This window comes from Flavobacterium sediminilitoris (genome assembly GCF_023008245.1).
In the GTDB taxonomy this organism is placed as follows: Bacteria; Bacteroidota; Bacteroidia; order Flavobacteriales; family Flavobacteriaceae; genus Flavobacterium; species Flavobacterium sediminilitoris.
On sequence record NZ_CP090145.1, the window covers coordinates 3,099,540 to 3,119,553 of the forward strand.

Annotated in this window: 15 protein-coding genes; 7 read left to right on the plus strand and 8 right to left on the minus strand. The window is 28.1% G+C overall.

The window, feature by feature from the left end; genetic code table 11:
• Positions 1-49 precede the first annotated feature (49 nt).
• The 3 genes from LXD69_RS14205 to LXD69_RS14215 all read left to right on the plus strand — a co-directional run bounded on the left by LXD69_RS14205 (position 50) and on the right by LXD69_RS14215 (position 4,963).
• Positions 50-1,165, plus strand: a complete 1,116-nt coding sequence (locus LXD69_RS14205; RefSeq protein ID WP_235270881.1) for an imelysin family protein — start codon at positions 50-52, stop codon at positions 1,163-1,165.
• Positions 1,166-1,254: 89 nt separating this feature from the next.
• Complete coding sequence (locus LXD69_RS14210) at positions 1,255-2,544, plus strand: HTTM domain-containing protein (RefSeq protein WP_246915879.1); 1,290 nt, start codon at positions 1,255-1,257, stop codon at positions 2,542-2,544.
• Positions 2,525-4,963 (plus strand): TonB-dependent receptor domain-containing protein, encoded by a 2,439-nt coding sequence (locus LXD69_RS14215; RefSeq protein WP_246915880.1) that lies wholly within the window; start codon positions 2,525-2,527, stop codon positions 4,961-4,963. The genes LXD69_RS14210 and LXD69_RS14215 overlap by 20 nt, the downstream gene beginning before the upstream one ends.
• 221 nt (positions 4,964-5,184) lie before the next feature.
• On the opposite strand, the gene recG is transcribed toward LXD69_RS14215, so the two are convergent.
• The 5 genes from recG to LXD69_RS14240 form a co-directional block, all read right to left on the minus strand.
• Positions 5,185-7,284 carry an ATP-dependent DNA helicase RecG gene (gene recG, locus LXD69_RS14220; RefSeq protein WP_246915881.1) on the minus strand — a complete coding sequence of 700 codons (2,100 nt, stop codon included), beginning with the start codon at positions 7,282-7,284 and terminating at the stop codon, positions 5,185-5,187.
• A gap of 166 nt (positions 7,285-7,450) precedes the next feature.
• Positions 7,451-8,050, minus strand: coding sequence for a hypothetical protein (locus tag LXD69_RS14225; RefSeq protein ID WP_045967383.1), 600 nt, complete (start codon positions 8,048-8,050; stop codon positions 7,451-7,453).
• A gap of 135 nt (positions 8,051-8,185) precedes the next feature.
• Complete coding sequence (locus tag LXD69_RS14230) at positions 8,186-8,881, minus strand: aspartyl/asparaginyl beta-hydroxylase domain-containing protein (protein WP_246915882.1); 696 nt, start codon at positions 8,879-8,881, stop codon at positions 8,186-8,188.
• Between the two features lies 1 nt (position 8,882).
• Positions 8,883-9,383, minus strand: a complete 501-nt coding sequence (locus LXD69_RS14235; protein WP_246915883.1) for a hypothetical protein — start codon at positions 9,381-9,383, stop codon at positions 8,883-8,885.
• 9 nt (positions 9,384-9,392) lie between these two features.
• A complete protein-coding gene (locus tag LXD69_RS14240) occupies positions 9,393-10,118 on the minus strand; it encodes a Dph6-related ATP pyrophosphatase (protein WP_246915884.1) in 726 nt (241 codons plus the stop codon).
• A gap of 86 nt (positions 10,119-10,204) precedes the next feature.
• Between LXD69_RS14240 and LXD69_RS14245 the strand changes: the two genes are divergently transcribed.
• The 3 genes from LXD69_RS14245 to LXD69_RS14255 all read left to right on the plus strand — a co-directional run bounded on the left by LXD69_RS14245 (position 10,205) and on the right by LXD69_RS14255 (position 14,978).
• The gene (locus tag LXD69_RS14245; protein ID WP_246915885.1) at positions 10,205-12,262 is read left to right on the plus strand and encodes a M1 family metallopeptidase; all 2,058 of its coding nucleotides are present in this window, start codon (positions 10,205-10,207) and stop codon (positions 12,260-12,262) included.
• On the plus strand, positions 12,262-13,170 hold the full coding sequence (locus tag LXD69_RS14250; RefSeq protein WP_045967378.1) for a patatin-like phospholipase family protein: 909 nt from the start codon (positions 12,262-12,264) through the stop codon (positions 13,168-13,170). Before LXD69_RS14245 ends, LXD69_RS14250 begins: the two co-directional genes overlap by 1 nt.
• A gap of 68 nt (positions 13,171-13,238) precedes the next feature.
• Positions 13,239-14,978, plus strand: coding sequence for a hypothetical protein (locus tag LXD69_RS14255; RefSeq protein ID WP_246915886.1), 1,740 nt, complete (start codon positions 13,239-13,241; stop codon positions 14,976-14,978).
• Between the two features lie 58 nt (positions 14,979-15,036).
• Here LXD69_RS14255 and LXD69_RS14260 read toward each other — a convergent pair whose 3' ends face one another.
• Positions 15,037-15,558 (minus strand): DUF7935 family protein, encoded by a 522-nt coding sequence (locus LXD69_RS14260; protein ID WP_045967376.1) that lies wholly within the window; start codon positions 15,556-15,558, stop codon positions 15,037-15,039.
• Positions 15,559-15,807: 249 nt separating this feature from the next.
• Here LXD69_RS14260 and LXD69_RS14265 point away from each other — a divergent pair, with 249 nt between their 5' ends.
• A complete protein-coding gene (locus LXD69_RS14265) occupies positions 15,808-18,141 on the plus strand; it encodes an ATP-dependent helicase (protein WP_246915887.1) in 2,334 nt (777 codons plus the stop codon).
• A gap of 97 nt (positions 18,142-18,238) precedes the next feature.
• On the opposite strand, the gene LXD69_RS14270 is transcribed toward LXD69_RS14265, so the two are convergent.
• Together LXD69_RS14270 and LXD69_RS14275 are read right to left on the minus strand one after the other, a co-directional pair.
• Positions 18,239-18,928 carry a LytR/AlgR family response regulator transcription factor gene (locus tag LXD69_RS14270; RefSeq protein WP_246915888.1) on the minus strand — a complete coding sequence of 230 codons (690 nt, stop codon included), beginning with the start codon at positions 18,926-18,928 and terminating at the stop codon, positions 18,239-18,241.
• A gap of 2 nt (positions 18,929-18,930) precedes the next feature.
• Complete coding sequence (locus LXD69_RS14275) at positions 18,931-19,752, minus strand: sensor histidine kinase (protein ID WP_246915889.1); 822 nt, start codon at positions 19,750-19,752, stop codon at positions 18,931-18,933.
• Between the last annotated feature and the right edge of the window lie 262 nt (positions 19,753-20,014).

The following is a 20,014-nucleotide window of genomic DNA, read 5'->3' on the forward strand; positions in this document are numbered from 1 at the left end:
TTACTAAATTGTTATTGCAACTATTTTAAATTAATTTTGCAAAAAAAATATGATGAAGAAATTTCTTTTTTTAATCGTTCCAATATTCGTTCTAGCTTCATGTTCTGGAGACGATAATAATACCAATACAAGTGGTGATGATTACAACAGAACAGAGTTGTTGACAGATTGGGCAGATAATTTAATTATTCCTAGACTAACAAATTATCAAACGAAAGTGGAAACATTGAAAACAGATGCTTCTACTTTTACAACAACACCTAATCAAACTAATTTAGATATATTAAGAGCATCATGGTTAGAAGCATATACAGCTTATCAATATGTAGGAGCATTTAATATAGGAAAAGCAGAAGAAATTAATTTGAATAGTACTACTAACATTTATCCAACAAATACAGTAGGTATAGAATCAAATATTGCAAGTGGTGCTTATAATTTTTCATTGTTATCTCAATATGACAGACAAGGTTTCCCAGCATTAGATTATATGTTAAACGGTTTAGCAGTTACAGATGCTGAAATCATAGATTTCTATGTGTCAAATGCTAATGCTACAGGATATAAGCAATATTTAAACGATTTATCAAATCAATTAAAAACAAATATTGATGCAGTAGTTACAGATTGGAATACGTCTTACAGAACAGCTTATATTGCCAGTAATGGTAATGCAATTAGTAGTTCGGTTAATAAAACGATAAATAGTTTTGTAAAATACTATGAGAAAGATATTAGACTTGGTAAAGTAGGATATCCAGCAGGTAAGTTCGGTAATTCAATCTTTCCAGAAAAAGTAGAAGCATATTATAAAAATGATGTTTCAAAAATTCTTTTAAACGAATCGATAAAAGCAACGCAAGATTTTTTTAATGGAAAATATTTCAATAGTAATACAAATGGTAAAAGCTTAAAATCATATTTAGATTATTTAAATGCAGTTAGAGATGGTCAAAATTTAAGCGATATAATTAACAACCAATTTGCAACAATCAATTCGACAAATGCACTTTTAAGTGATAGTTTTTCAAATCAAGTAACTACAAATAATTCTGTAATGTTTGCAAGTTATGATGAGTTACAGAGAAATGTTGTTTATTTTAAAATTGATATGATGAGTGCTTTAAATATAACAGTTGATTATGTTGATAATGATGGAGATTAATTTTATACGTATTAAAATTGTTTAAAAACTATTTAAATAAAAAATCACAGTCCATAACGCTAGCTTTTTTTAGGCTAGCGTTTGGTTTAATGATGCTATTTAGTATCATTAGGTTCATTAGTTATGGATGGGTTGACAAATTCTACATTCAACCGAAATTTCATTTTACATATTATGGATTTGAATGGGTAAAACCAATAGGGATTTATACTTATTTATTATTTATTATTTGTGGATTATCGGCTTTCTTTGTCGCTATTGGTTACAAATATAAAATAGCAATTATTACTTTCTTTTTAAGTTTTACTTATATTGAATTAATGGATAAAACTACCTATTTAAACCATTATTACTTTATATCTGTAATAAGTTTTATCCTTATTTTCTTGCCAGCAAATGCTACACATTCAGTAGATGCATATAAAAATACAAAGATAAGATTTCAAGAAGTGCCAAGTTGGACAATTGATATTCTAAAGTTAATGCTAGCTATAGTTTATTTTTATGCAGGATTAGCAAAATTAAATTCAGATTGGCTTATTGAAGCTATGCCACTAAAAATTTGGCTACCAAACCAATCAAACATTCCATTAATTGGAAGTTTTTTGCATGAAACATGGATACAATATGCATTTAGTTGGACAGGAGCCATATACGATTTAAGTATTCCATTTCTATTATACAATAAACGAACTAGAAATTTTGCCTTCTTTTTAGTTGTAATTTTTCATATACTAACTAAAATATTATTTCCAATAGGAGTATTTCCTTATGTAATGATAATTAGTACCTTAATCTTTTTTGATGCTTCCTTACATAAAAAATGTATGGATTTCATTTTAAAAATAATTCAAGTTGATTTTACACAATTTAGTAATGGTTTATCTTTTAAAGTAGACACAAATCGACTTTCTACAAAAATTAAACTGACTTTTTTAGCCTTATTTATGGTATTTCAGTTAATTTTCCCGTTTCGATATATGTTATATCCTGATGAATTATTTTGGACAGAAGAAGGATTTAGATTTTCATGGAGAGTAATGCTAATGGAAAAGGCAGGTTATACTCAATTTTATGTTATTGATTCTAAAACAAAAAGAAAAACGTACATTGATAACAGTCGCTTTTTGACACCATTTCAAGAAAAACAAATGTCTTTTCAACCTGATTTTATACTGCAATATGCTCATTATCTACATGATTATTATAAGGAAACAGGAATAAATGAACCAATTGTAAAAGTAGATAGTTATGTAGCTTTAAACGGAAGATTAAGCAAACGATACATTGACCCAAATATAGATTTAGCAAAAGAATATGAATCATTCCAACACAAAACTTGGATTTTACCATTTAACGATGAAATTAAAGGCTTTTAATATTTTATTTCTTTTAATTACTACTACTTTTTTCGCACAAAATAGCGTTAAAGGAATTGTAATCAACAAAGCAGGAAAGGCACTAGAAAACGTAGAAATCTACAATAAAACAAATTACCAATCTTTTAATTCAAATGCTAGCGGACAGTTTGAGATTAAATCATTGAGCACAGGAAATAATGTTATTGTTTTTTTTATTGAAGGATATAAAGTAGAAGAAAGAACCTTCAATTCACAAGAAAATAATGTAAATATCAAAATTACTTTGGAAGAATTAACAACAACACTTTCAGAAGTAGTTGTTATGAAAGAAAAAGAAAAACAGTTTGCATTAAATAAACTTAAAGATATTGAAGAAACCGCAATTTATGCAGGTAAAAAGACAGAAGTAATTACATTAGATAAAATTACAGCAAACAAAGCCACAAACAATGCTCGTCAAGTATATGCACAAGTAGTTGGATTAACAATTAATGAAAGTAATGATGGAGGATTACAATTATCAATAGGAGGAAGAGGATTAGATCCAAATAGGACCTCAAACTTTAATACAAGACAAAATGATTATGATATTAGCGCAGATGTATTAGGTTATCCAGAGAGTTACTATGCAACACCGACAGAAGCTTTAGAATCGATACAAATTGTTCGTGGAGCTGCATCATTACAATATGGAACACAATTTGGAGGAATGATTAATTTTAAAATTAAAAAGCCAAGTACAAAACCTATTGAGCTAATTACAAGAAATACACTAGGATCTTTTAATTTGTTTACCAATTTTACAAGCCTAAGTGGAACAAAAGGTAAATTTAGTTACTATACGTATTATAATTACAAACAAGGTGATGGATTTAGACCTAATTCAAAATTTGATTCAAAATCATTTTTTACTAATTTAAATTACCAGTTTACAGAAAACACATCACTACATTTTGATTATACCCATTTTAGTTATTTGGCGCAACAACCAGGAGGATTAACCGATTTTATGTTTAATCAAAATCCAGAACAAAGTAATCGTACACGAAATTGGTTTGATGTAGATTGGAATCTTTTTGCCTTACGCTTTAAACATCATTTTCAACATAATGCCGATTTTTCATTGCAATTATTTGGTTTAGATGCTTCAAGAAAAGCCTTAGGATATCGATCTAATAGAGTTTCTAATCCAGATGTGTTAGGAACAGAAAGAGATTTGATCTTAGGTGATTTTGTAAATTGGGGAGCAGAAGCACGTTATTTAAAAAAATACAAGTTCTTCGGTCAAGATAATGCTTTCTTGATAGGAGCTAAATATTATCAAGCTAAAAATACAGGAATACAAGGACCAGGAAGCTCAGGGAACAATGCTAATTTTAATTTAGCAACTGATGAATTTCCAAATTATAGAACCCAGTCTAATTATGAATTTCCAAATTTAAATATTTCAATTTTTGGAGAAAATATATTTAAAATATCGCAAGCATTCTCTATCACGCCAGGGTTTAGGTATGAAAATATAAAAACGAAAGCAAACGGGTTTTATAGAAGGATTAATAATGATTTAGCAGGAAATGTCATTTCAGATGAAACAGTTAATGAAGAAAATGTAAAAGAAAGAGACTTTTTCCTTCTTGGACTAGGACTAAGTTATAAGATGAAAAATGGAATAGAATTGTATGCAAATGCATCTCAAAATTATCGTTCTGTAACTTTTAATGATATTCGTACAGTAAATCCAAGTGCTGTAATTGATGAAAATATTACTGATGAAAAAGGATACACGTCTGATATAGGTATGAGAGGGAAAATTTTAGATAATCTTTCATTTGATACTAGTGTATATGCATTATATTATAATTATAAAATAGGTGAGTATCTTACGGAAGCACCAAACACTGCTGCGGTTGTAAGATATAGAGATAATGTGGGAACAGCATTGACTTATGGTTTTGAATCTTTAATAGATTGGAATATAAACAAAACATTCTTTAGAGAAAATGAAGATTTTATTTGGAGTTTATTCTCAAATATTGCAATAACAGATTCAGAATATTTAAAATCAGATACTAAAAATATAAAAGGAAATAAAGTAGAATTTGTACCAAATTACAATTTGAAATTAGGAACAGGAATAGGCTATAAAAACTTTCTCACAAGTATTCAATTTAGTTATGTGTCTTCACAATACACAAATGCAGAGAATAATCCTATAGATATAAATGACAATACTTATGGTATTTTTGGAGCAATTCCATCTTATAGCGTTTTAGATTTTTCAGCTTCTTATAAGTATAAAAATTTTAAATTAGAAACAGGAATAAACAATGTGTTAAATAATTGGTATTTTACAAGAAGAGCTACAGGATATCCAGGACCAGGAATTATTCCATCAGAACCAAGAGTATTTTATGCAACACTTGAAATTAAGTTTTAAAATATAGAATGCTTTTTTGTGATATAAAAAAGTAAATAAATTATTTAAATAGCCTAAAAAAATATCATCCTAAATTCATTTTAGACTTGGAGTGTATTTTTAAGTTTTATTTGATTATTGGATGATAAATTTTGACTAGACCTACTTGTTTCAGTTTGTTTGTAAATCTATTCTACTAAAAATAAGTAAGTGTAAGTGTTATTATGTAGATTTATAATAGGTTAGCTAATATAATTCCATATATTTTTTTTCTTGCTTAATTCTATGAAAACTTTTCGGAGAGTTGTATGTTCTGGCTTTTCCATAGGAGCATCATTTTTTAATAGTTTTATAGCATGATGTCTTGCTAGTTGAAGAATATCTTTGTCTTTAATAATATCTGCGATTTGTAGATTTAGCACACCACTTTGTTGTTTTCCCATTATGTCTCCAGGTCCTCTTAATTTTAAATCAACTTCTGATATTTCAAAGCCGTCGTTTGTTCTCACCATAGTTTCCATTCTGGTTTTACTATCTTCACTTAGCTTAAATCCGGTCATTAAAATACAATAACTTTGTTCTGCACCACGACCTACACGCCCTCTTAATTGATGCAATTGTGATAATCCAAAGCGTTCAGCACTTTCAATAACCATTACAGATGCATTGGGAACATTTACACCTACTTCAATCACTGTTGTGGCAATCATGATGTTTGTTTTTCCTTCTGAAAAACGTCTCATTTCTTCATCTTTGTCTGCTGGTTTCATTTGTCCATGAACAATTGAAATAGAGTAGTGTGGTAATGGAAAATCTCTAGAAATACTTTCATAACCATCCATTAAGTCTTTGTAATCCATTTTTTCAGATTCCTGAATTAATGGATAAACGATGTAAACTTGTCTGCCTTTTGCAATTTCATCTTTTAAAAATTTCCAAACTTTTAAACGGTTACTATCGTATCTATGAACAGTTTGTATTGGTTTTCTTCCAGCTGGTAGTTCATCGATCACAGAAATATCTAAATCACCATATAAACTCATGGCTAAAGTTCTTGGAATTGGAGTAGCAGTCATCACTAGAATATGTGGAGGAATCTCGTTTTTTTTCCAGAGTTTACTTCTTTGTTCAACTCCAAATCTATGTTGTTCATCTATAATGGCTAATCCTAGATTTTTAAATTGTACTTTATCTTCTAATAATGCATGTGTTCCTATTAAAATATCTAAACTACCATTTTCTAGTTCTTCATAAATTATTTTTCTATCTGAAGTTTTTGTTGAACCAGTTAGTATTTTTATGTTTATATTCAGTTCTTTAGCTAAATCTGTAACTCCATTAAAGTGTTGTGTTGCTAGTATTTCTGTAGGTGCCATTAAACAACTTTGGAAATCATTATCTTTTGCTATTAGCATTGCTAATAATGCTACTATTGTTTTTCCTGAACCAACATCTCCTTGAAGTAAGCGATTCATTTGTGCATTACTTCCTAAGTCATTTCGGATTTCTTTTATTACTCTTTTTTGTGCATTTGTTAGGTCAAATGGTAAATAATTTTTATAAAAATTATTAAAGTTTTCACCTACTTTTTCAAATGGATGTCCTTTTATTTTATGCTTTCGAATGAGATTTTTGGTAATTAATTGCAATTGAATAAAAAACAATTCTTCAAACTTTAAGCGAAATTGTGCTTTGGAAAGTAGATCTTGGTTTTTTGGAAAGTGAATATTAAATAAGGCTTCACTTTTCGTAATTAATTTTAATTCTTCAATTAAATAATTAGGCAGTGTTTCAGAAAATAAAGTATGAGTTTCTAGAAATAATTGTTGCATTAATTTATTGACAACTCTATTTGAAATTCCTTTAGTATTAAGTTTTTCTGTACTTGGATAAACAGGTTGCATTGCAGAACGAAAATTAGCTTTGTGTTCCGCTAATAATTCCATATCAGGATGAGCCATATTAAATGTACTACCAAATTGGCTTACTTTTCCAAATATTACATATACTTCATTTATTTTTAAGCCTTCTCTTATCCATTTATGACCTTGAAACCAGACTAATTCCATTTCTCCAGTGTCATCAATAAAAGTAGCTACTAATCGTTTTCCTCTCTTTTGTTCAACAGTTTTTATATTGATTATTTTTCCAATGATTTGAACTTCAGAGTTATTATTTTGTAATTGATTGATTTTAAAGTAACGTGTTCTGTCAATATATCGATTAGGGAATAAGTTAAGTAAATCACCATATTTATGAATACTTAATTCTTTGCGTAGCAATTCACCCCTGTTTGGGCCAACTCCTTTAAGATACTCAATAGGTGTTTCTAGTAGACTCATTAATTTGTTTTCTGCAAAGCGAAGATACTGTATAATTTAAAAATTAAAAAATATCTGTGCTAAACAAAACATTTCATTCAACTAGATGGTATATATAGGAATATTTATAAACTCATTATGGAATAGTTTCTCTATGAATAGAAAACAGAATTTAGTAATAACTTAATTATTTATTAGTAATGGCAACTCTTTTTACAGCATAGTTTAATGACTTTATTTTTTCATTTGCTGAAAATCTTAATTTTTTATTGGAGTTAGAATCTAAAATTATTTTATAATTAATAGCCATTTCCTTTTTTAAATTTTCAATTTCAGCTATTCTTTCAGGTTTAGAATTTGCAATTGTAAGCGTTGCTTTTATACTATCTAATGCCTTATTTTGCTTGTCAATAATATCTTGCATTGCCATTTTTATAGAGTCATTATTAGTTTGTGAATCATTAACATTAATAATTTGATCTATTTTGTCATTATTTTCATCAAGTCCTTTTACAATTTCAAAGTTATTTTTATTTGATAATTGTGTAACACTTTCTTGAAGCTCAACATTTCTATTAAAAAGAGGAAGTGAAATAAAACCATTAAGAATAACCATAAAAATGGTCATTAGCATGAATCTCCAAATCATAGTAATAATAAGTGGTCTAGGTTCTCGGTCTTTATTTTGTTCAGCTCTTAATAATAAAAAGGTTAGTAATACTAATAAAAAACTAAACCCTGAAATACCATAGCCTAAAATTTTTATAACATCTAAATTTTTAAACATAATTTTTTATTTTGATATTTAAAATTGAAATATCTTGTTTATAGTTACACAAAGGTGATGTAATTATGAATAAAAAATAGAAGGTAAATTATGGTTTTTTGATGGGTATTTTTCCCCAAATTCAATAGTTAGAAACTATTTGTTTTGGATCTTAGAAATTAATTCATTTGCAGTATTTGAGTTCATTCTCTTTAATTCTTCAATAATTAATTCTTTTTCATTATCACTCATTTTCTTCTCAGGTTTTAAAAATTGTTGTTCATTAGCTTCTTTAAAGAATAACTCATCTGTCCATTCATTTCTTATTCCGTCAATTACTAAATGGATTCTGTCTTCTTTTCCATGATTAACAACAGAATGAGTGAAATTGGCATTTATATACCAACATTCTCCTTCGTTCATTATAAGTCTTTGGTTGTCTAAAATAAAAATAACATCTTTATTTGTAATAATTGGAATATGAATTCTAAAGCAGTTGTCTTCATATCCTAAACAATTGTCTACATGTGGTTTTATTTCACCACCAACAGCCAATCTTAATAGCCTAACGGTAGTTTTTTCAAATAAAAATTGATCTATTATTTCTTTAAAGTAATCACAAGATTCAATTATTTCAGTATAAGTTACTTTTTCTGTTCCCTTATTATATGCATTAATATTTTCCGATTTTCCTCCTTCAGAATATAAAGAAATAGAGGACCAATTTCCAGTATAATCATTTGTGTTATAATGATTAATCCATTTTTTACTTAGTATTTTTTGAACATCCTTTTGTAAACGTTCAATATTAAATGTAATGGGGAATTTTATAAATCGAATTAGATTTTCCATATTAATCTCTTAACCATTTTATCATGTGAGGGAAAGGTTTTTCATTTTGTTTTTCTGCCTTTTCTTGGCTTAATGTTAAACCACACCATTCTAAAAAAGGTAAACCAATGTAAATATCACTATTGTATGAATTGATTAACCAATTATAACTTCCTTTATAACCATTTGAATGAAACACAACTTCTAGTGGCATTTTTAAGTATCGTGCTGCTGCAAAAGACCATAACATTGCTCCAATTTCATCACCTTGCGTTGGCCATTCTTTTGGCATTTTTTCAGTGCCAATAAGTTTTCGTTCTTTAGCAGTTGTTACTGCAATGTGTCCTGCTTCATGTAAAATATCTCCGGGATAAAGTAATTTTTTAAAATCGACTAAAATACCTTTATTTGAAAGCGACAATCCTGGTAAAAAAGTATCATTTGGTAATTCTTCTTCAATAATTGAAATTCCAATTTCTTTTAAAAAGGTTGTGATTTTTATAATGATTGCATTTTCTTCCATAAAAAAAATCTAAATTAAATCACAATACCAAAAGCCATAACTAGGTGTTGTATCATCACTATTGCATACTGTATTTGATTCTGTTGTTTTTGGTTTTTCATACTTTCTATAAACAATTTCACCTATCTCAAAAGGAATTGGTTTTGAAAAAATAGGTCCATCAAAAGTAAAAGTATGAAATTCTCCATTTTCTCCACAAACATCTACATTTTCAGGTAAATCCTTAATAAAGTTTTCATCTATAATTCTTCCAACAAAACTTTTATCTAAATATTTTTCATTAACACAAACTACTATTGTTTTGAAACCTAAAGATAAGAATTCTTGCAAAAGAGTTGTTGTATTTTGTTTCCACAATGGAAAAACGCCTTTAAAATTTACAGAAGCAAGTTTATCTTCTCTGTATTTTCGCAAATCTTCAAGAAAAATATCACCAAAAATAGAATGAGTAATTCCTTCTTTTTGAAATTCTGAAAGTGTGTTTTTCATTATTTCATCATAAATTTCCATAGTTGGCATTTCAGGAATTATCATTTTGGTTAATGGTAGTCCAATACTTTCGGCTTGTTTTTCTAAAAGTTCAACACGAATACCATGCATTGAAATACGTTGAAATTGCTTATTTACACTAGTTAATAGTGTTAGAATTTCATATTCATTTTGTTGTAATATTTTATATAAGGCTAAGGCAGAATCTTTTCCGCTACTCCAGTTAAAAAGTGCTTTCTTTTTCAATTTTGATTATAATTTTGAAGTAAACTTACAAAATTTGGCTTATTATTTGACTAAGCTTTGTAAATTTGGAACAATATATTTTTAACATGAAGCACTTTTTAATTTGTACCCTTTTATTCTCATTACATCTTTTTTCTCAACAAACCAAAAAGGTTGATTTTACTACTTGTCATGCTATAATAAAGCCAATTCCTGAAGATAAATCAATTTCAGGAAGAGTTACTTATGAATTTAAGTTGTTAAAAGATAGTGATACTATAAAAATTGATGCTATTAATATGGATTTTAAAGATGTTTATCTAAATGATAAAAAAGTAAATTTTAAAAATTCAGGTAAAGCATTATTGTTGTTTGAAGGATATAAAAAAGGTAAAAACAGTGTTTCGTTTGAGTATTCTGCAAAACCTAAACAAACCTTATACTTTAGTGGAGAAGGAGAAGATTTACAAATTTGGACGCAAGGACAAGGAAAATATACAAGTCATTGGTTACCAAGTTTTGATGATGTAAATGAAAAAGTGATTTTTAATATTGCAATTGATTTTAACTCTAATTATGCAATTTATTCGAATGGAGTAGGAATAAATATAGATAGAAATATTTATTATTCAATGCAAAAACCAATGTCTTCTTATCTTGTGATGATTGCTATTGGAAAATTTGAAAAAATGTATGAAAGCACTAATTCTGGAACGATTTTAGAATTTGTTCTTGATAGAAGAGATATTGACAAATTTGAACCAACTTATCGTTATTCTAAACAAATGTTTGAGTTTTTAGAAGATGAAATAGGAGTGAAGTATCCTTGGGTAATTTATAAACAAATTCCTGTGAGAGATTTTTTATATGCTGGAATGGAAAACACTACTTCTACTATTTTTTCGCAAGATTTTGTAGTAGATTCAATAGGTTTTAATGATAAAAACTATGTAAATGTAAACGCTCATGAATTAGCACATCAATGGTTTGGCGATTTAATAACAGCAAAAGAAAGTAAGCATCATTGGCTACATGAAGGTTTTGCTACTTATTATGCTTTATTAGCTGAAAAAGAAGTTTTTGGAGACGATTATTTCTATAATCAATTGTATGAATCGGCACAATTATTACAACAAGCAAGTGAATATGATACTATTCCTATTTTAAATGAAAAGGCAAGTTCTCTTACTTTTTATAAAAAAGGAGCTTGGGCTTTGCATGTACTGAGAACTGATATAGGAGAGGATAACTTTAGAAAAGCAGTTAAACGCTATTTAAAAAAATACGCATATAAGAATGTCGATACTAATGATTTTTTGAAAGAAATAAAAAAAGTTTCAAAATACAATGTAGCACAATTTAAAGAGGATTGGTTAGAAAATCCAAAATTCAATTTTAAAGATGCTCTTCTTTATTTAATTAAAAATAATTCCGTAAAAGAACTTATTCGTTTTAATGAGAATAATAATTTAAATCAAGATAAATTATTTGAAAGATTTAAAACCATATTAGAATCGGATGTATATTATACGGTTAAGAGAGAAGTTATATATCAATCTCAAAATGTATCAGTAGAAGAACAATTAGATCTATTACGATTAGGATTACAAACCAATGATATAAAAATTCGCCAAGCAGTTGCAGAAGTTTTAAATAGAATTCCTATTGAGTTTAAACCAGAGTTTGAAACTTTATTGCAAGATAAATCTTATATTACAAGAGAAATAGCATTATTTAGACTTTGGACAAACTTTAAAGACGATAGGGAAAAGCTAATTGAAATGTCGAAAAACTGGATTGGAGTTAATTATAATTTAAAAATTGCTAATTTAACACTTCAAATTGTAGGGTCGAATGATAATTTAGATAGAAGACAAAATGCAATCACTGAATTAGAAGAATATACAAAGCTTCCATTTGAATCATCTGTAAGAGAAGCAGCTCTACAAACGTTTGTAGAATTAGGAATCATTACAGATACAGTTATTGAAGAATTAATAAATGCTTCACTACATCATAAATGGCAATTTGTAAAGTTTGGAAAAGACAATATTAGAAAATTAATATCAAGCGAAGAGATAAGAAAACAATTCATTAATATTGAGACAAAGTTGGCTAAAAATCAATCTGATAGAATAAAATATTTTTTAAAAGAAACAGAATAATGCGAGCACTAGTAATATCAGGAGGAGGAAGTAAAGGAGCCTTTGCAGGTGGAGTTACTCAATATTTAATTGAAGATTTACATAAAGAATATGATTTGTTTATGGGAACTTCCACAGGTAGTTTGTTAGTTTCTCATTTAGCATTAAACAAAGTTGAAAAAATAAAAGAAATATATACATCTGTAAATCAGAATAGTATTTTTAGTAATTGCCCTTTTGTAATTAGGAAACGTTTTGGAGAAGATACTATTGCTATAAATCATTTTAAAGTATTACGTAACTTTATAAGTGGATCAAAAACATTTGGAGAAAGTAAAAATTTAAAAAGATTAATCAAACAGATTTTTACTGTTGAAGAATTTGAAGAATTAAAGAATGGTCCAAAAGAAATTATTGTAACCGTTTCAAATTTATCATTAAATACTGTTGAATATAAATCTATTAACGATTTTGATTATGATGATTTTTGCGATTGGGTATGGATTTCATGTAATTATATTCCATTTATGTCATTAGTACGGAAAAATGGTTGCGAATATGCCGATGGAGGATTTGCATCTATGGTTCCAATAGAAGAAGCAATAAAAAGAGGAGCCACTCATGTAGATGCCATAATTTTACATACTGAAACATCATTATATAATAGATTACCAGCAAGAAGTCCTTTTAATTTACTTACAAATCTATTCTCTTTCATGATGGATAGGATTGAATATCAGAATATTAAAATAGGTAAGTATGAAGCTAAATTTAAAAATGCAACGATCAATTTTTATTATACACCTACATTATTAACTACAAATTCATTAGTTTTTAATAAAGGACAAATGAAAGAATGGTGGAAAATTGGGTATGATTATGCAAAAAGTAAAGAAATAGATACTCAAGAAATACCAGTAGAAGAATAAAAAATTAAAAATAAGGGTAACAAAATATATTTAGTGTTGATATATAGGAAACATAAATATATTCAGTTATGAAAAAATTAAAATTTATTTTAGCAACACTAGTCATCAGTTCCCTTCTTTTTACAAGTTGTGATACAAATGATGACAGTTTAAATTTAGATGAAAATCAAGATTCTTCAATTAATTACAATTTTGGTTCAACCGTTTCAAGAGACTTTATTGGGCAAATAGTTGATGAAAATAATGACCCTATTCAAAATGCAACCGTTTTTATAGGAAACAATTCTTCTCAAACAGATAGCAATGGTATTTTTATAATTAAAAATGCTAGTGTAAAATCAAATTTTGCTTATATCACAGCAACAAAAGCAGGATATTTACAAGGTTCACGATCAGTTATTCCTACCTCAGGAGAAAATAACGTTAAAATAATGATGTTAAGTGCCACAGTTGTAGGAACAGTAAACTCTGGAACTTCAGGAAATGTTACTTTGCCTAATGGAACTAAAGTAGATTTTGATGGAAATTTCAAAAAAGAAGACGGTTCTTCATATTCAGGTTCAGTAAGTGTAATCATGCATCATTTAGATCCGGAAGATTCTAATGTAGAAGCAAAAATGCCAGGAATGTTATTGGCTTCAGATACTAATGGAGAAGCCAAAGTATTGGAAACTTTTGGTATGATAAATGTTGAATTATTAGGATCTAGTGGTGAAAAATTACAATTAGCAAGTGCTGCAACAATTGAAATGCCTATTGCTATAGGTCAAATGGCTTCATCTCCAAGTACAATTCCATTATGGCATTTTGATGATGTAAAAGGGTATTGGGTAGAAGAAGGTAGTGCAACAAAAGTAGGAAATAAATACGTAGGTTCGGTTTCACATTTTTCATGGTGGAATTGCGATGCACAATTTCCAACTGTTCATTTGTGTTTAACAGTTGTTGACTCGAATAATAACCCTCTTTCTAATGTTCAAGTAGAATTAGCTCCTAATAATCAAACATATCCTAGAACAGGAACAAGTGATAGTAATGGAGAGATTTGCGGATTAATTCCATCAAATCAGACAATCACAATGAATGTATTAGATAATTGTGGAAATGTAATCAGTACTTCTCAAATAGGACCATTTTCTTCAAATACAGTATTGCCTAATGTTATTGCAACTTCTGGAATGGTTTCTTCAACAACTGTTACAGGAACATTGGCACAATGTAATAACTCAAATGTTACAGATGGTTATGTTTTATTAAACTATGGAAACCAAAGATTCGTTTCTAATGTAACAAATGGAAGTTTTAGCTTTAATACCTTGGTATGTAATGCGAATACAACATTTACTTTAGAAGGATATGATTATGTAAGCTTGCAAACATCAGGTGTAATTAATTATACATTTGTGACACCAGTAACAAACATAGGAAATTTACTTACTTGTAATGCTGTAACAGAATATATTACTTATCAAATTGATAATGAACCTGTAGATTATTTCATTGGAAATATTTCAGCATCTTCTTCTCCAAATGGTTTAAACGTTTCTCTACAAGGAGCAACAGGAACTTCAAGTTTTTATTTCTATGGTAGCATTTTTGCAACAGGAAGTTATACAACAGCAAATTTCTTAATTGAAAATAGTGAAGTAATCATTCAAAATGGTGTAACAAATAATGTTATTTGCAATGTGAGTCAAATAGGTGCAATAGGAGGCTATATTGATATTACTTTTAGTGGTACATATGAGGATAATTCTAATGTAACTCACACTATTACAGGAGTAATACATGTAATTAGAGATAATTAATTCTAAAAAAAAGAAGTAAAATTTAAAATCCCAAGTGTAAACTTGGGATTTTATTTATTTAAAAAACTGTTTTTAATTCCTCTTTTAAATAGCTTATAGCAATTGCGCTAGGTGCTTCATTCTCGGTCAAACTAATTAAAATAGCTTCACGCAATTTTTCTGCATTAAGCACATCTTCTTCAATAGATGTTTGACGAATTAACTGAATGGTAGAATTTTTTGCTTTATTAATAATATCCCAAGTTGCACTAGTCAAATACACTTGTTGCGTTAAATTATGTTCAAATTCCGTTTGAATAGTATGAATTAATAATGTAGCATAGTCATTTTTATCATTACTTATGGGAGAAACACGTAATAGCAATTGAGTAGGATTTATTCTCTCCAATAACAAAACAATACGCTCATAAGCTTGTAATCGTATAGGTAATGCTTGTTTTTGATTTTCTTTTAAAAGTTCAAAACGTCTTCTGTTTTCTTCATTTTTAAAAAAAGAATGAAATAAAAAATAAGCAACACCACCTGTAATCAATGCTGGTAGAGTATAAGAAGCTAATTCAATAATTTTTGTACCGTCCATAATTGTTTTTAGAAGCTTTTTCCTGCTTTCGCCTTTATCTTTTTTCGCTATCACTACAAAAAAGGATATCAGCTCTATCAGGGCTATGTTAATAATCGCAAAGTAAAACTAAACTTTAACAATTTCCAAATATCAGTTTAGATTTAGGATTTAAATCATTACAAAAAAATGGTTAATAACTTCATTTGTAATAACAAATACAGAAGTGTATTTTTGTAGATTAGTTTACTCATTTGTCATAAAATTAAAATGCAACATATAATTTCCCAACTTAACGAGGCACAACAAGCACCAGTAATACAAAAAGACGGTCCTATGATTGTAATTGCAGGTGCAGGTTCTGGTAAAACAAGAGTGCTAACTGTGCGAATTGCTAACCTTATGAGTCAAGGTGTAGATGCTTTTAATATACTAGCTTTAACATTTACAAACAAAGCAGCACGTGAAATGAAAAAACGTATTGCAGATATTGTAGGAAATAATGAAGCTAAAAATCTTTGGATGGGAACATTTCACTCAGTATTTGCTAAAATTTTGCGTATTGAAGCTGAAAAATTAGGTTATCCTACAAATTTTTCTATTTATGACACTCAAGATTCTGTGAGATTAATAGGCTCTATTATAAAAGAAATGCAATTAGATAAAGATGTATATAAGCCAAAACAAGTATTAGGCAGAATATCATCTTATAAAAATTCATTGATTACAGTAAAGGCTTATTTTAATAATCAAGATTTACAAGAAGCAGATGCTATGAGTAAAAAACCTCGAATGGGGGAAATTTATCAACAATATGTAGAACGTTGCTTTAAATCAGGAGCAATGGATTTTGATGATTTATTATTAAAAACAAATGAATTATTAAATCGCTTTCCAGATGTATTGGCAAAATATCAAGATCGTTTTCGTTACATATTAGTAGATGAGTACCAAGATACAAACCACTCGCAATATTTAATTGTTCGTGCGTTATCAGATAGATTTCAGAATATTTGTGTAGTAGGAGATGATGCACAAAGTATTTACGCTTTTCGTGGAGCAAACATTAATAATATTTTGAATTTCCAGAAAGATTACGATAATGTTAAAATGTATCGTTTGGAACAAAATTATCGTTCGTCAAAAAACATTGTAGAAGCAGCAAATAATGTAATTGATAAAAATAAAACAAAACTAGATAAAGTAGTTTGGACAGCAAATGACGATGGACCAAAAATAAAAGTACATAGAAGTTTAACAGATGGAGAAGAAGGTCGATTTGTAGCCTCTACTATTTTTGAACAAAAAATGCAAAATCAATTACCAAATGGAAGTTTTGCTGTTTTATATCGTACAAATGCTCAGTCACGCTCTATAGAGGATGCTTTGCGTAAACGCGATATTCCATATAGAATTTATGGTGGTTTATCTTTCTATCAACGTAAAGAAATAAAAGATGTATTAGCATATCTTCGATTAGTTATAAATCCTAAAGATGAAGAAGCATTAATAAGAGTAATAAATTATCCTGCTCGTGGAATAGGAAATACAACTATTGAAAAATTAACTGTTGCTGCTAATCATTATAAACGTTCCATTTTTGAAGTAATGGAACATATTGATAAAATTGATTTAAAACTAAACTCAGGAACTAAAACAAAATTGCAAGATTTTGTAACCATGATCAAGAGTTTTCAAATTATCAATGAAAACCAAGATGCTTTTTACTTAACAGAACATGTTACAAAAAAAACAGGTTTAGTTCAAGAGCTAAAAAAAGACGGAACACCAGAAGGTATTACTCGTATTGAAAATATTGAAGAATTATTAAATGGTATAAAAGACTTTACTGAAGGACAGAAAGAAATTGATGGAGCTCGTGGAGCATTAGCCGAATTCTTAGAAGATGTTGCTTTAGCAACTGATTTAGATAAAGATACAGGCGACGATGATAGAGTAGCGCTTATGACTATTCACTTAGCCAAAGGATTAGAGTTTCAGCATGTCTTTATTGTAGGTTTAGAAGAAGACTTATTTCCAAGTGGAATGAGTATGAATACAAGAAGTGAATTAGAAGAAGAACGACGCTTATTTTATGTAGCTTTAACAAGAGCTGAACATCAAGCTTATTTAACTTATGCGCAATCTAGATATCGATGGGGAAAATTAGTAGATAGCGAGCCATCTCGTTTTATTGAAGAAATAGATGATAATTATTTAGAATATTTAAATCCAGTAGATAACGGAAATTATCGCTATAAACCTTTAATGGATATTGATGTTTTTGGCGATATAGATAAATCTAAATTGCGATTAGCAAAACCTATTGCGAGTAAACCACCTGCTTATTTAAAAACAGAAGAAAATAATAAACCTAATATTCGTAAATTAAAACCTGTCTCTGGAATAAAAACGCAAAGTGCTCCTAATTTGTTTGATAGTAAATTAGTTGCTGGAAATATTGTAATGCATGAGCGTTTTGGAAAAGGAGAAATCATAAGCATAGAAGGAGTAGGAGCAGATAGAAAAGCAGAAATTAGATTTGATGTTGGCGGTTTAAAAAAGCTATTGTTAAAATTTGCTAAGTTAGAAGTAATAGGATAAAAAGTAATTTATCATTTTCAGATAAGATAAATTTTATTTTTGACTATTTAGATTGTTTGGTTTTATAGAAGATTTAAGCTTTAATGTATTTTAAAATTCATTCTTTATTGCCAATCCATTTTTTTATCTTATGCTTATAAGTTTCACCAATAGGAGTAGTGCCAAGATCATGATAGATCATATTTCCATCAATTGATTTTATTTTATCAAGTTGAATAATATAAGATTTATGAACCCTCATAAACTCATTTAGTGGAAGTTTATGGATAAAATCTTTTAAATTATCTAAAACTATCAAACGCTCATTTAACAGATGTATTCGAATATAATCACTTAAACCTTCTATTAAAATAATCTCTTTTGGATTGATTTTTATTTGCCGTCCGTCTACTTTTACAAATAAATGATTGTTTTCCATAGTTTCTAAAATCACAAAATTGGTAAATTTTTGTATTGATTTATGAAATTTATCAAAACTGATAGGTTTTAGTAAATAATCAATTACACGATAATCATAACTTTCTAAGGCATAATCTGCATAAGCAGTCGTAATTATAAAGTAATTATCTTTATTGAACATTTGCATTAGTTGAATTCCGGATAGTTCAGGCATTTGAATGTCAATAAAAATTAAATCAACAGTTTGTTTTTGAAGTTGTTCGATTACTTCAAAAACATCAGTTGTTGCTAAAACAACTTCCAGTTGTAACTGCTTATCGGCATAATTTTTTAAGAGATCCACTGCTAATGGTTCGTCGTCTAAGATGATGCACTTAATTTTTTTCATGATTATAATTGTATTTCAAGATAACTTTTAAATATAATTCCATCATTTTTTACCTTAAATATATGCTTATTGGGATAATAATATTTCAAACGTTTTTTCAGATTAGCAATCCCGATGCCGGAATGTACATCTTTAAGTTTGTTATTTATATGATTTTCAGTTTCAATAATGATTTTTTTACTATTAGATTTAATAGAAAAAAGAACTGGATTTTTTACATCATCTAAAACACCATGTTTTATACAATTTTCAATAAACGGAAGTAATAAATAAGGAGGAATGATCTGATTTTTGTCTTTGACTTCTACTAAATCTAGTTTAATATAAATGGTTTTAGTATTTCTAATTTTTTCCAATTCAATATAGCTTTCAATATATTTCAACTCACTTTCTATAGGAATTTTTTCTTTTTGAGTTTCATAAGTAGTAAATCGCATAATCTCACTCAGTTTTTCTATAGCTGGTAAGGCTTGCTCAGATTTTGTAAAAACCATTGAATAGATATTATTCAGTGTATTAAAAATAAAATGTGGATTAATTTGTGATTTTAAAAACTGAATTTCCGCTTTTTTCTTTTCTTCGTTCAGTTGTACTTCATTCTGTAAAGTTCTTATGAAATTAATCACTAGCCAAATAATAGTACTTGTAATAATAGGCTTTGATGCCCAATGTAAATTGTCAAAAATATAATAAGTAAAATGAGTTCCTTCAAAATAATTTCCAGTTCCAATGACATGAGGAGAAATAATTTCTTCTATTATATAACGAACAATTATAAAATAAGCAAAAATTAGAATCAATCCTACTAAAAATTTGACTGTCATCTTAATGTCAAAAAAAATTTTTAAGATGAAAAGATAATTTAGATAAAAAGTAGAAATAGTAATAAAGAGATAAGTTAATTCAAAATAGGTAATTTCGTCAAGACTAAAGATAAACTCATTCTCTGGCTTTAATTTGACAAGGTAGCTAGATAGAAAAACCAACCAATATATGGAGTGAATTATAATTTCTTTTTGTTTTGAAAAGGGTTTCATTTCATTTTTACATTTTACTTTGTAAAAGTACAGGAGCTTTTTTTAAATA